14 protein-coding genes are annotated in these 13,618 nt (G+C 65.4%); 11 read left to right on the forward strand and 3 right to left on the reverse strand.

What is annotated here, in order from left to right; all coding sequences use genetic code 11:
• The first annotated feature begins 1 nt into the window (after position 1).
• The 10 genes from WBP07_RS08660 to WBP07_RS08705 all read left to right on the forward strand — a co-directional run bounded on the left by WBP07_RS08660 (position 2) and on the right by WBP07_RS08705 (position 9,401).
• Positions 2-805, forward strand: a complete 804-nt coding sequence (locus tag WBP07_RS08660; RefSeq protein WP_395395542.1) for a hypothetical protein — start codon at positions 2-4, stop codon at positions 803-805.
• 27 nt (positions 806-832) lie between these two features.
• Positions 833-2,050, forward strand: coding sequence for a hypothetical protein (locus WBP07_RS08665; RefSeq protein WP_395395543.1), 1,218 nt, complete (start codon positions 833-835; stop codon positions 2,048-2,050).
• Complete coding sequence (locus WBP07_RS08670) at positions 2,047-3,738, forward strand: DUF1588 domain-containing protein (protein ID WP_395395544.1); 1,692 nt, start codon at positions 2,047-2,049, stop codon at positions 3,736-3,738. The genes WBP07_RS08665 and WBP07_RS08670 overlap by 4 nt, the downstream gene beginning before the upstream one ends.
• Before the next feature lie 20 nt (positions 3,739-3,758).
• Positions 3,759-5,099, forward strand: coding sequence for a DUF1552 domain-containing protein (locus WBP07_RS08675; RefSeq protein ID WP_395395545.1), 1,341 nt, complete (start codon positions 3,759-3,761; stop codon positions 5,097-5,099).
• Positions 5,096-5,575, forward strand: coding sequence for a VOC family protein (locus WBP07_RS08680; protein ID WP_395395546.1), 480 nt, complete (start codon positions 5,096-5,098; stop codon positions 5,573-5,575). Before WBP07_RS08675 ends, WBP07_RS08680 begins: the two co-directional genes overlap by 4 nt.
• Positions 5,572-5,892: a high-potential iron-sulfur protein gene (locus tag WBP07_RS08685; protein WP_395395547.1), complete on the forward strand. Its 321-nt coding sequence runs from the start codon at positions 5,572-5,574 to the stop codon at positions 5,890-5,892. Before WBP07_RS08680 ends, WBP07_RS08685 begins: the two co-directional genes overlap by 4 nt.
• On the forward strand, positions 5,889-6,548 hold the full coding sequence (locus WBP07_RS08690) for a cytochrome b/b6 domain-containing protein (RefSeq protein WP_395395548.1): 660 nt from the start codon (positions 5,889-5,891) through the stop codon (positions 6,546-6,548). The genes WBP07_RS08685 and WBP07_RS08690 overlap by 4 nt, the downstream gene beginning before the upstream one ends.
• Positions 6,549-6,678: 130 nt before the next feature.
• A complete protein-coding gene (locus WBP07_RS08695) occupies positions 6,679-7,905 on the forward strand; it encodes a CaiB/BaiF CoA transferase family protein (RefSeq protein WP_395395549.1) in 1,227 nt (408 codons plus the stop codon).
• Between the two features lie 45 nt (positions 7,906-7,950).
• Entirely contained in the window at positions 7,951-8,736 is a 786-nt protein-coding gene (locus WBP07_RS08700; RefSeq protein WP_395395550.1) for an SDR family NAD(P)-dependent oxidoreductase, read from the forward strand.
• A gap of 38 nt (positions 8,737-8,774) precedes the next feature.
• Positions 8,775-9,401, forward strand: coding sequence for a TetR/AcrR family transcriptional regulator (locus WBP07_RS08705; protein ID WP_395395551.1), 627 nt, complete (start codon positions 8,775-8,777; stop codon positions 9,399-9,401).
• Positions 9,402-9,453: 52 nt separating this feature from the next.
• On the opposite strand, the gene WBP07_RS08710 is transcribed toward WBP07_RS08705, so the two are convergent.
• Positions 9,454-10,785 carry an amidohydrolase family protein gene (locus WBP07_RS08710; RefSeq protein ID WP_395395553.1) on the reverse strand — a complete coding sequence of 444 codons (1,332 nt, stop codon included), beginning with the start codon at positions 10,783-10,785 and terminating at the stop codon, positions 9,454-9,456.
• A 178-nt stretch (positions 10,786-10,963) separates the two neighbouring features.
• Here WBP07_RS08710 and WBP07_RS08715 point away from each other — a divergent pair, with 178 nt between their 5' ends.
• Positions 10,964-12,142, forward strand: coding sequence for a DUF1214 domain-containing protein (locus tag WBP07_RS08715; protein ID WP_395395555.1), 1,179 nt, complete (start codon positions 10,964-10,966; stop codon positions 12,140-12,142).
• Between the two features lie 7 nt (positions 12,143-12,149).
• Here the strand turns inward: WBP07_RS08715 and WBP07_RS08720 are convergent, their stop codons facing one another.
• Positions 12,150-12,542, reverse strand: coding sequence for a carboxymuconolactone decarboxylase family protein (locus tag WBP07_RS08720; protein ID WP_395395556.1), 393 nt, complete (start codon positions 12,540-12,542; stop codon positions 12,150-12,152).
• Positions 12,543-12,553: 11 nt separating this feature from the next.
• The gene (locus tag WBP07_RS08725; RefSeq protein ID WP_395395557.1) at positions 12,554-13,606 is read right to left on the reverse strand and encodes a Gfo/Idh/MocA family protein; all 1,053 of its coding nucleotides are present in this window, start codon (positions 13,604-13,606) and stop codon (positions 12,554-12,556) included.
• Between the last annotated feature and the right edge of the window lie 12 nt (positions 13,607-13,618).

Consider the following 13,618-nt stretch of genomic DNA (forward strand, 5'->3'; position numbering starts at 1 on the left):
GATGGGTGTTCGATCGATAACTGCGCTGACGATCACACTGCTCGCTATCGCAACGGCAGCGCCCGCCTTCGCACAGCCGGCCGATTTCCCGATCGCTGCAGCCGATGGCAGCGCGCTGCCGCCTGGCGTGCGGACGCGGCAGGTACAAGGCGCGGAAGTCTACACCGACGCACATGGCGACGTGCTCTACGGCATGGACATGCGCACGGTCCTGCGCTGGTCGCCCGATCCCGCAAAGTTCTGTGGAGAGGCGTGCAGCCGCGATTGGCAGCCGCTCTCCGCTCCGGCGGGGGCGACAGTGAACATCCGCTATCCCGGCGGCTTCGAGAAAGCCTCCACAGACGACGGCTTCGTGGATCCGCGCAAGGCGCCCGACTGGACGGTGGTCCAGGGCGTGCAGGGCCCGCAGTGGGTCTACAAGGGCTGGCACCTTGTCTTCACGCGCCGCGAAGGCAGCCGAACTTCCACGGCTTTCGACGGTGCCGACGGGATGACTTGGAACACCCTGAAATACGTTCCCCCGCCGCCGAAAATCGACGCGCCGGGCGCGGTAGGCACCGCGTTCGTCGATGGCGCCTATGCCTTTACGAACAAGGAAGGCCGCGTGCTGTTCACCGGCAAATGCGGGGACGGCTGCACATGGAACCCGCTGCCCGCCCCCATGGCCAGCAGCGGCCTTCGCGACTGGAAAGTGAGCCTTTCCGGTGATGAGCCCGAATGGACCGTTCAAAGCAAGCGCGTGTTCGTCAGCAACGAGAGCGACCCGCATGCCGTGCCGCCGGGCGGCAAGATCCTGCGACCCTGAAAACAGGAAAGACGGGGGAGAGAGATAATGAAAGACAGGAAGATCGGCCCGAAATCGCAACGTAAGTTGCTGGCCGGCGGCGTGGCCGTGGGCCTGTTGGGAATGGGCGCCGCCTTTCTCGGCACGTCAGCCATGCAGACGACTGCCCATGCCGATGCCACGACGCTCAAGCTGCCCGCCCCGCCGCCGGGCGGTGTGATGGGCTTCGTCGTGCAGGACTTCGTGCCGCCGGTGATCCAGGGCAAGGACGCCTGCCCCACCGGCACCAGCCCCAAGATCCGCGATCTCTATCTGGCGTCCCAGCCCGCCGATGAGCGCGCGAGGCTGGAGCGTAAGGAGAACGAGCCCGAGCTGACCAAGCGTTGGCAGGCGACGGTCTTCGGGCCGGACGGCACCAACATCTGCTCCCAGCCCGACAAGTTCGATCGGCCGCTGCTGCGCACGGTGCAAAGCGCGAATGCCGGCGGGCTGGACCTGGATAACGATGACCCTGGGGAGAGCTGCGCGCACGAGGAATTCACCGCGCCCGATGGTCGCACCGGGATCGACAACCAGGAATACCGCGTGATGGGCTGCACGCTGGAATGGCGGGGCAAGGACGGGATCGGCGGAGACCTGCTGACCGGCATGCGCCAGTTCCACGCATCGGGCGAATGGACGCAAGTGATCCTGCTGCGCGGCGTGGACAGCCTGGAAAACGACGACGATGTGGAAGTGATCTACGGCAATACGCCCGATCGCCCGCAGCTCGACAGCCACGGCAATTTCCTGCCCGGCTACAGCTTCACCATCTCCGACAAGCCGCCCCGCCACCGCAACGTGCTGCATGGGCGCATCGTCAATGGCGTGCTCGTCACCGATGCCAAGGATATCAAGCTGACGCAGACCTGGGGCCAGGGCGGCGCGGGTGACATTCGCGGATCCCGCACGGCTTACGATTTCCGGCACGCGAAGCTGCGTCTGGCGTTTCAGCCGGACGGTTCGCTGCGCGGTCTGGTCGGCGGCTATCGGCCGGTGTTCGACGTGATCCAGAGCCCGTCGATCGGCGGCGTCGGCGCGGCGCTGGCCGCCGGGATCGACTGCGCCGGAACCCTCGCCACCCTGCGCAAATATGCGGACGGCATTCGTGATCCGAAGACCGGCAAATGCACCGGCGTGTCCAGCGCGATGAACCTCTACGCGGTGCCGGCCTTCGTCAACGACGTCCCCACCCCTCCCTCTCACGCCGGGAAACAGGCCCCATGACCCCCTTGCGCACCGTGCCCCTGGGCATCGCGGCCGCCGCGCTTGCCGCCACCGTCTGGCTGGCGGGCACGGCTTCCACCTCCTCCCCCGTCCATGCGGAGGCGAATTCGGCGCAGACGCTGCTGCCCGGCGCGCAAGTCGTCGGCATGCGGCGGCTGACGGAGGCGCAGTATCGCAACACCATCGCCGATATCTTCGGCAGCGACATCCGCGTTGCCGGGCGGTTCGAGCCGATCGTTCGCCCCGCGCACCAGCTTATCGCCTCCGGCGCGCGCAGCGCGGCCATCTCGCCATCCGGCCTTGAACAGTTGGACGCCATGGGCCGCGACATCGCCCGGCAGGTGTTCGACGAGCATCACCGTGACCAGTTCATGGCCTGCCAGCCCACCGATCCGGCGGCGGCCGATGCCGACTGCGCCCGGCGCACGCTGGCCCCGCTAGGCCGACTGCTGTTCCGCCGCCCGCTGGCTGAGCAGGAATTGGCGCTCTACGTCCGCATCGCGAACGAAGGCGCCGCGCCCACCAAGTCCTTTGCCAAGGGGCTGGAACTGGCGCTGGGTTCGATGCTGGTCTCGCCCTGGTTCCTTTACGTGGTGGAGACGGCCGAGCCTGACCCTACCCACCCCGGCGCCTTGCGGCTCGACGGCGCCTCTCGCGCGGCACGGCTCAGCTTCATGCTCTGGAATTCCACCCCGAATGCCGCGCTGCTGGATGCGGCGGCGGCCGGCAAGCTGAACGATCAGGCGGAACTGACGGCGGTAGTGCACCACATGGTCGGCTCCCCCCGGTTCGAGCAGGGCCTGCGCGCCTTCTTCGCCGACATGCTGCTGTTCGAGAAGTTCGACGAACTCGCCAAGGATCCGGTGATCTACCCCTACTTCAACCAGGACGTGTTGCAGGCCCTGCCCGAACAGATGCTGCGCACGATCACGACCCAGCTCCTCGACGGGGACGGCGATTACCGGGAGCTTTTCACCACCCGCAAGACCTGGATGAACCGGCCGCTGGGCGCGCTCTACAAGGTGCCCGTCAGCAAGTCCCAAGGATGGGTGCCTTACGAGTTCGCCGCCGGTTCGGACCGTTCCGGGCTGCTGGGGCTAGCCGGTTTCCTGGCGATGTATTCGCATTCCGGGCGCAGCTCGCCCACGCTGCGCGGGCGTGCGATCCGGGAATTGCTGCTCTGTCAGCCGGTGCCTAATCCGCCCGGCAACGTGAACTTCACGGCAGTGCAGGACACCGCCAACAAGGCGATGCCCACCGCGCGTATCCGGCTGGATGCCCACACCACTGATCCGGTCTGCGCCGGGTGCCACAAGATCACCGACCCGATCGGCCTGCCGCTCGAACGCTTCGACGGCATCGGCGCCTTCCGCGCGAGCGAGAACGACGCGCCGATCGACGTTTCCGGCGCGATGGACGATGCGGCCTTCACCGGGGCGGACGGCCTGGGCAAGGCGATCGCCGCCAGCCCCGATGCCACCATGTGCGTCACTTCACGCGCGTTGGAATATGCCACTGGGCGGCCCAGCGAGAACGGCGAGCTGGTGGAGCAGTTGGAAAGCCGCTTCGCGTCCGACGGCTATCGCCTGCGCCGCCTGATCGAGACGGTCGCCACGATGCCGCAGACTTACGAAATTCCCGCAGAAGACCTGAAGGCCGGCACCACGCTTGTGGCCACGCGCCGCTGAAAAGCAGGAGGAAGAATACCATGGCATTCGACATGTCCCGCCGCTTTGCCCTGAAGGGCTTGCTGAACGGCGCCGCGATCACCGTGGGCGTCCCGCTGCTCGACATCTTTCTGGACGGCAACGGCGAAGCGATGGCCGCCACTGGCGCGCCGGTGCCGATCCGCTTCGGCACGTGGTTCTGGGGCCTTGGCGTCAATCCCAGCCGCTGGTTTCCGGACAAGGTCGGGCCCGGCTACGACCTGAAGCCCGAACTGGAAATAATCAAACCGTACCAGCAGAAGGTCAACATTCTGGGCAATTTCAACGTCATGCTGGATGGCGCGCCGAACTTGCCGCACACCTCCGGTGGCCCCGCGATCCGCACCGGGCGGGCGATCACGGCGGAAGGCGGGTTGCCGGGCGAAAGCTTCGATGTGACCATCGGCGATCGGATCGGCACGCACACCCGGTTCCGCAGTTTGGAAACCTCCGCCTCCGGCGATCCGCGCAATTCGCTCAGCGGGCGCGGCGGCGGCAATCTCAATCCCTCCGAAGGGTCGGCCGCCGGCCTCTACCGGCGCATCTTCGGGACCGGCTTCAAGGATCCCAACAGCGGTACCTTCACGCCCGATCCCGAAGTCATGGCCCGCCGCAGCGTGCTTTCCGCCGTCACCGAGCAGCGCAAGGCGCTGGAAGGCGCGGTGGGCGCGGCGGACCGGCAGAAACTGGACCAGTATTTCACCTCGGTCCGCCAGCTGGAAAACCAGTTGGACGTGGAACTGACCAAGCCGGAACCCTTGCAGGCCTGCCTCGTCCCCAAGCCCGTCGCCGACCGGCCGGTGAATGCGGAGATCGAGAACGTGGTAACCAATCACGCGCTGATGACCGACCTGATGGTCATGGCCCTGGCCTGCGACCAGACGCGCGTGTTCAACATGATGTTCAACAACGGCGCCTCCTCGCTCACGCGGATCGGCAGCACCATTACCCACCATCAGCTGACGCACGAGGAAGCACTGGACAACCGGCTGGGCTATCAGCCGGAAGCGACCTACTTCCTCAACCGCATCTTCGAGGCGTGGACCTACTTCGTGGGCGCGCTGGACAAAGTGCAGGAGGGGCCGCGCACCCTGCTCGACAACACGCTGGTCTTTGCCCACTCCGAAACCGAATTCGCGAAGTTCCACACGATCGACAACATTCCGATGATGACTGCCGGAAGCGCCGGCGGCCGCGTGAAGACCGGCGTCTATGTCGACGGGCTTGGCACCCCCGTCAGCCGCGTGGGGCTCACGCTTCAGCAAGTGATGGGCGTGCCGGTCGACAAGTGGGGCGCGAAGAGCATGGAAACGTCCAAACCCATCGCGGAACTGGTGGCATGAGGGGGACGCTTGCCACCGTGGCCCTTTTCACAGCCCTTCTGCCCGCCGCCGTACAGGCGCAGGAGGCGCCCGCCACGCGCCTTGTCGGCACGGTGCTCAACGCGGCGGCCATCGAGAAGGAACTTGCCTTCTACCAGACCGCGTTCGGCCTGAAGCTGGGCATGACGCTCGATCACGGCACCCGGCGCGAATATATGCTGCGTTTCTCCGCCGATCCTGCCGAGCCGGGGCTGATCCTGGTTCACGACAGCGCCGCCAATGCTCCCGCCCGGCTGACCCATGGCAACGGCTTCGACCGGCTGGTCCTGCGGATCGCCGACATGGATGCGCTTGTCGCGCGGCTCGACGCTGCCGGCATTGCCCATCAAGGCGTACACGAAGCCGCTCAAGGCTACCGCATTCTCCAGTTGGAAGATCCCGAAGGCTATCCCCTTGAAGTGATCCAGGGCAACCGCAGCGCGGGAGGCGCGAAGTGACCGGCACGCGCAGGCATTTCCTTCGGCAAGCAACCGGCATCACGGTCGCCGCATCGGCCGGTCTGTTCGCCGCCAGACTTGGCGCGCAGAGCAATGGCCCGGCCTGCTATGACCCGGCCGCCCTACCCTTCACGCAGAAAAGCCGCAGGCGGGCCCTGGGATATGTGGACGCATCGCCGGATGCCACGCGGCATTGCAGCCTCTGCGCGTTCTTCACGGCGGCGGCGGCCGGATGCGGGACTTGCCAGATGCTCACCGGCGGGCCGGTCAATGCCGGTGCCTTGTGCAATTCCTTCGCGCCGAAAGCCGCGAAATGAGCGCGGCCCCCGGTATCCGGGTCTGGGACCTGCCCACCCGCCTGTTCCACTGGCTGTTGGTGCTGCTGTTCGCGTTCTCATGGTGGAGCGCGGAAAACCAGCACATGGACTGGCACTATCTCTCCGGCCTCACGCTGCTGGGCCTGTTGGCATTCCGCCTGATCTGGGGTTTCGCCGGGGCCAGCACGGCACGCTTCGGTGCGCTTTTCGCATCGCCCCGGGCGCTGATCGCCTATCTGAAAGGGCACCACGAACCGCGCGCAGGGCATAATCCGCTGGGCGGATACAGCGTGCTGGCCATGCTGCTGCTGCTGGCCACCCAGGTTGGCACCGGCTTGTTCGCCACCGACACGGATGGGCTGGAATCCGGGCCACTGTCCTTCCTGGTGACGTTCGACCAGGGGCGGCTGGCCGCCGAAATTCACGCAGCCAGCTTCAACCTTCTGCTGGCCCTGATCGGCCTGCACGTTCTGGCGATCGCGTTCTACCTGCTGTTCCGGCGACGCAACCTCGTCGGGCCGATGGTGACCGGACGTGACCGCGCGCTCGCCCCCGGCACTACGGCGGTGAAGCGGGCCCCGATCGCCATGTTCCTGGCCGCCGCGACGATTGCCGGGCTGTTCGCCTGGTTCGCCGGGAAGGGTTTCGGCCTGTGACCCCCCGCCAACGCTCCCGCGATCTGTTGCCACCGAACGCCCAGACCCCGGCTACCCACGCTTGATCGCACTCGCTCCCGCAGAATAAATAGTGCTCACTATTTAATCGAAATTGCCCCGGGAGAGGCGAATGACCAAAGTGATGGAAGGCATCCGCGTGCTGGAGGTTGCCCAGCATACGTTCGTGCCATCGGCCGGGGCAATTCTCTCGGACTGGGGGGCGGATGTCATCAAGATCGAGCATCCGGTGCGCGGCGATGCCATGCGCGGCCTGATCAACCTGGGCGGCATGAAGCTCGATCCCCGGCGCAATACGCTGATGGAGCATCCCAATCGCGGCAAGCGCAGCGTGGGCGTCGATATCTCCACGGCGGAGGGGCAGGAAGTCATCTACGAACTGGCCCGCAGCGCCGACGTGTTCCTGACCAACTATCTGCCCGCCGCGCGGCGGAAACTGAACATCGACCTTGAGCATATCCGCGCCGCCAATCCGAACATCATCTATGCGCGGGGCAGCGCCTATGGCGACAAGGGGCCGGAGCGTGAGATTGGCGGCTTCGACAATACCGCGTTCTGGACGCGCAGCGGCGTCGGCCTGTCGATGAGCCCGTCCGACATTCCTATCCCTCTGGCGCAGGGCATCCCCGCCTTCGGCGATTCCATCGGCGGCATGAACATTGCCGGCGGCATTTCGGCCGCGCTGTTTCATCGCGAACGCACCGGCCAGCCCGTGGAACTGGACGTCTCCCTGCTCAGCGCGTGGTGGGCAGCAGGCGCCGGGCTGGACCAGCAGGTGGAGAGCGGACAGGTCCTGCGCTCCAAGCTGCCGACCGGCGGCGGGCGGCCCGGCAACCCGTTCATGGGCAATTTCCAGACGTCGGACGGCGGCACCATCAACCTCAACACGCTGATCCCCGGCCCGCATATCCGCAGCCTTTTCGCCACGATCGGCGTGCCCGAAGCGGCCGAGGACCCGCGCTTTGCCGATGCCCGATCGCTGATGGAAAACTGGGAGGCGGCGGCCGAAGTGATGAACCGCCAGTTCAACGCGCGCCCCTTCTCCTATTGGCGGGAGCAGATGAAGACTTTCTCCGGCCAGTGGGCGCCGTTCCAGACGCTGCTCGATCTTTCCAACGACGAGCAGGCCCTCGCCAACGACATGATCTTCGAGATCGATCCCGAAGATGGCAGCGGCAAGCCGATGAAGCTGGTGCGCGGCCCCGTGCAGTTCGACCATGCGCCGGTCGAGACGACCCGCTCGCCGCAAGCGTCCGAGCATACGGAATTGGTCCTGATGGAACTGGGCATGGAGTGGGACCGGATCGAACAGCTCAAGGCCAGCGGCGCCATCGCCTGAAAAGGCCCAATGCAGCGCGGCACCGCGTCCTCGGGAGAGCGAACAATGATTACCGATCATCTCGATTTTTCGGGAAAGGTGGCGATCGTCACCGGCGGCGCCACCGGCATCGGCTATGCCACCGCGCTGCAACTCGCCAAACTGGGTTGCCGCGTGGCGATCTGCAGCCGTTCGGCCGATGAACTCCTGGCCGCCGCCGATCGCATCACAGCGGAAAGCGGCAGCGAATGCCTGGCCATCCCCACAGACGTGAAGAACGAAGAGGCGGTGATCCGCATGGTCGAACGCGTGATGGAAGCGTTCGGGCGGATCGACGTGCTGGTCAACAACGCGGGCGGCACGCGGATGGGCCCGCTGGAAACGATCCCCACGCGCGGCTGGGATGCGATCTTCGACCTCAATGCAAAGTCGGCCTATCTCTGCACCCGCGAAGCGGGCCAGCACATGATCGCCAGCAAGTCCGGCGCCATCGTCAACATATCGTCGAACGCGGGCATCACCGGCGTGAAGGGCGGCGCGCACTACTCGGCCGCGAAGGCCGCGCTCCAGATGTTCACGACGGTCACGGCGGCGGAATGGGGCCGCCACGGCATTCGCGTGAACTGCGTGGCCGCCGGAATGATCGCCAGCCCTCGCGCGGCGGCCGCTTGGGACGCAGCCGGCCTGACGGGGGACGACATGGCCAAGCCGATCCCCCTCGGCCGCGCCGGCACGCCCGATGAAATGGCAAACATGATCGTCTTCCTGGCGAGCGACGCCGCCTCCTACGTCACCGCGCAGACCATCGCCGTGAACGGCGGCCCCTCGCTTGGCGGCATGCCGCTGGATTGATGGTGGGGGCCGAGCTTCCTTCCTCGCCCGCAGACCGATTGCCTGCGAAACGCGGGCGGCGCAGCACCGAAGAGGTCATCGAGAGACTGCTGGATGCGGCTACCCACGAGTTCGAAGAAAAGGGCTTCGGCGGCGCCACCACCGCCGCCATCGCTCGCCGCGCCGGCGTGGCTGAGGCGCTGCTGTTCAAACATTTCGGATCGAAGACCCAGCTCTTTCAGGACGCGATTTTCGGGCCGCTCAGCCGCCAGTTCGATGCCTTCATGCAAGATCACCCGCCCGAATTGCAGACAGCCGACACCAAGCGCGCGCTCACCGTCGAATATATCGGCCAGCTGCAGGACTTCGTCGGCCGCCATGCGCGGGCCCTGATGTCGCTGATGGTCGCGCAATCCTACAAGACGGACGGGATCGACGGCATTGCCGGCGTGCAGGGATTGCGGGATTTCTTCGACAAGGCCTCTGCCACCGCACTGAAGAACATCGATGGCGAACCGGCGGTCCATCCGGCGCTGCTGGCGAGGATTTCCTTCGTTTCGATCCTGTCCTGCCTGCTGTTTCAGGACTGGCTGTTCGAGCCCGGCCTTGCAGGGGTTGAGGACATCAGGATGGCGATCTCGGCCTTCGTGATGGAAGGGCTCACCGTAAACACGGCCAAGTCCTGAGGGTTCTCGTTGGGACGGGAAGCGGCCGCAGCCGCCTCCCGCGGCCGCATTCTCAGTTCGCCGGTTCCGTCGCCCGTTCGTCGGCATGGTGCTTGAACATCGTCATGATGTCGCCCGAAGTCACCGGGCGCGGCTCCGCACCGTCGACCGGTCGCGCGCCGCCCGAAGACTTTGGCGAGGTATCGACGCCCTTCGCCTTCGCCCGCGCACGGCATGCGCCCACGGTCATATCCTCACGCTTGTTGTGTTCGAAGAACGTGTCGAAGCGGAACCAGCGCAGCGCGTTGGTGTGGGTGACCTTGTCGATCTGCTCGTCCGTCAGATGCTTCACCGAATCCCACAGATGCTCGGGCACGTCCGGCCACAGCGTGTCGGAATGCGGATAGTCGCATTCGTAGGCGACATTGTTCTCGCCGATTTCGTCCAGGTGGCGCAGGCCGAAGCGATCGTCCACGAAGCAGTTCAGGAAGTGCCGCTTGAACAAGTCGCTGGGCTTCAGATCCTGGAACCGAGAATGCGTCCAGGTCTTGTGGCGCCAGTTGGAGAAGTCGGCCCGCTCCATGAAATAGGGCACCCAGCCAATGCTGCCTTCGGAAATGGCGATGCGCATGTCCGGATACTGGTGCAGTTCCTCAAGCTGAAGCCAGTCCGCCACGCCTTGCGCGACGGAGAGCGGCATCGTCGAGATCCAGGCCTCGATCGGCGTTTCCATCGATGCGTGCGGCGCCGGATTGCCGCTGCCGATATGCAGCGCCACCGTCATGTCGGTGTCGGCAATCGCCTTGAAGAACGGGTTCCAGTAATCGTTGTGGATGCTGGGTAGCCCCTGAACGGTGGGATTCTCGTTCATCTGGACCGTGCGGAAGCCCTTCTTCGCAAGGCGGTGAATCTCCGCCACGGTCGCATCCATGTCCCAGGTCGGCAGCACGCCCAGCGGAATGAAGCGGCCGGGATAGGCCATGCACCATTCCTCGTAATGCCAGTCGTTCGCGGCCTGCATGTGGCGCAGTGCCAGTGCCTTGTCCGGCGCTTGGTGGAAGGTCTGGCCATCGAAGACGATCGAGTTGCCGAAGCACATCGATGCGGCGATGCCATTCACGTCCATGTCGTCGATCCGCGCATGAACGTCGTAGCAACCGTCACGCAGCTGATCGAGCGAGGTCGGCTCCATGCCGTATTCCTCGAAAGGCCGGCCGACCACGGCATTGAGGCCGATCGATCCCTTTCGCCGCCCCTGATATTCCCAATAGTTCTTGCCGTGCTTGTCGATCCGCAGCTTCGGCGCGCTGGCGAGCAGGTCGCCGGAAAGCTGGTTGTCGAACATCGTCGGCGGCTCACAGATGTGATCGTCGACGCTTATCAGGATCATCTCTTCCAGTTTCATTTTCTTCCCTCGACTCTGAACAGCCCGGGCGCTTGCGAGGCCGCGGGACTCGACCAAAAGATAGTACACGCTATCCGGAATGACGCAATCGACGACAGAGCCCTTGCGCAAGATTAGATAGTATATACCATCTAATTCGACAGGCACGAGATTGCCGAAGCGAGAGGGTGAAACCGGCATGACGAGCGCGATCAAACCGCTGATGGAATACCTCGCCCCGCTGGAAGACGCCGTGACGGAAATCGCGAACACCTGGCGGCCGGACGATCCGGCCTACCGCGCCGATGTCTATCGCCAGATCGCGATGCAGTTCTCCTACGCCTACTTCGCGTTCTTCCATGCCGATGCGGACCATCCGGACTGGGGGCCGCTGTGGAACCCGGTATATACGCTCCAGCCCAATCCGGACGACATCTACCTCTACTGCCCGATCAGCAGCGAGCGGCGCTATCGCATCAGCGGTAATCGCGGCACCGTGAAGATGGTGACCTTCACCACCCAGCTCAGCCTTGCCGGCATGCCCTGGGAAAACGACCTGACCGGCGCGCACTACAACGACATCGACGACGGTGACCTGCAGGTCGATGCGAATGGCGACTTCGAACTGCTGCTGAGCGCCGAACGCCCCGAAGGCCATCAGGGCAACTGGCTGCGCATCGCCCCCGGCGCGCGGGTGCTGATGACGCGATACCGCAGCTACGACTGGGAGAATGAGGTCGATCCGCGCATGTCGATCGAATGCCTCGATCCCGCGGGGCCGAAGCAGCGTCTGTCTCCCGAAGAGATCCTCGAACGCATCGACCACATGGCGCATATGCCCGAACGCGCGCTGCGCCTGTTCTATCCGATGCAGAACGGCATTCGCGAACGTGTGGGCGTGAACGTGTTCGAACCGATCAAATACGGCGGATCGTTCACGCGCCAGGTCTATCTACCGGCCGTCTACGAACTGGAGGATGGCGAAGCGCTGATCGTCGAAACCGACTTGCCCGCGCACCGGCGCTACTGGAATTTCCAGCTCAACGATCCGTACTTCAACGCCACCGAATACGTCTATCGCCTCTCCAGCACCAACGGCCACTATGCGCGGGTAAGTTCGGACGGAAAGTTCCGCGCCGTGATCGCGCTGGAGGACCCCGGCGTGCCGAACTGGCTCGATCCGGCGGGGTTCAAGCAGGGGACGATCTACGGCCGCTGGTACGATTGCGACAGCGAGCCGACACCGACGATCAAGCGCGTAAGGCTGGCGGATCTGCGCGACTATCTGCCGTCGGACACGCCCGTCATCACGCCGGAGGAACGCGCGGAGGAATTGCGCCGCAGAGTGCGCGCCTGCCAGCGCAGGCGCCGCTGGTAGCGCGGCGTCAGTCGCCTCGTTCGGCCGCGTCGATCGCGGCGAGCGCTTCCTTCATCGCCCACTTCGCGGTGTTAGCGGCCGGAAACCCGGCATAGGGCACCGCAAGGTAGAGGATTTCCTCCAGCTCGGTGCGGCTGATCCCATTAGCCAGCGCCATGCGGACGTGGTGCTTCAACTCCTCCGTCTGGCGCAGCGCCATCAGGATGCCGATCACCACACAGCTGCGCGAACGCGGGTCCAGCCCTTCGCGCGACCAGACCATGCCGTAGGCAAAGTCCGCCGCCCAACTCGCGCACTCCTTTCCGAAGTCCGCGCCGTCCAGATGCTCGCGCAAGCTATCCCCCTCGCCCGCCGCCAGCGACTTGCCGAGATAATCGATGCCGCGTTCGCGCTTGTCCATCGTCATGCTCCTCAGACCGCCTTCAACGCGCCGCCTTCCTGAGAGGAACGACGGATCGCATCCATGATCTTCATCGAGGCCAGCCCGTCCGCGAATGTCGGAATGGCGACGGCAGACTGCCCGGCCCCGCCAGTGATCGCCCCATGGAGCGCTTCGCAAAGCCGCGTGAACGGGCCGAGTTCGAAACTTGGCGGACGCCCGGAAGCCGAGGCCTCCGCCACGGGCAGGCGCAAATCTTCGGGCACCTCAAGTTCCCGCGTCCCGCTCTTGTCGGCCAGCATCACCTTGCCAGCATCGATCCAGACCGTGCCCTTGCTGCCGGCGCAGCGCACCAAAGTCGCCGGTGGCCCCCATGCACCCGCGCTCTGCTGCATCGAGCCTTCCAGCCCATTGGCGAGCCGGAACCGCAGCGAGTAGCTGTCGTCGGCAACGTCCGTCCGGTCGGACACCGTGAGAAGGCGCGCGGAAATGCTGTCGAACTCGCCCAGCCAAGCGCGGATCTGGTCGAGCAGGTGCGATCCGCCTGCTCCCAACCAGCCTCCGCCCGAAGCCTCATCGAACCACCAGCCGGGCAGCCGCGCCTCGGGATCGGCGCAGAAGGGGATGAACTGGTCCATCACCAGCAAGCGCGGCTCGCCGATCAGGCTATCGGCAATCGCGCGCCCGAACAGCGCCCGCTCCGGCAGCCAGCGGAATTCATGCGCGACCATGTGGACGACGCCTGCCTGCTCTGCCGCTTCCAGCAAGGCCGCCCCCTCGGCCGCATCGAGCGCGAAGGGCTTTTCACAAAGGACATGACAGCCGCGCGCGATGGCCTTCATCGCCAGCGGTGCATGGGTAGAAGGCGTCGAGGCGATGGTGACAAGCTGCGCGCCGGTCTTCTCGATCGCTTCGTCCAGATCGGTGAAGAACGCGGGGATGCCGGCATCGGCGGCCTTGCGCTCCAGCTTGTCCGGCCGGGTGCCGACAAGGCCCACCACCTCGAAACCGGCGGCGCGCAAGGCGGGAACGTGGACGCGGCAGCCGAAGCCGGTGCCGACGACAAGCGCGGGTATCTTCGTCATGATCGGCTCTCC

Origin of the sequence: Novosphingobium oxfordense, assembly GCF_044029435.1 — a bacterium.
In the GTDB taxonomy this organism is placed as follows: domain Bacteria; phylum Pseudomonadota; class Alphaproteobacteria; order Sphingomonadales; family Sphingomonadaceae; genus Novosphingobium.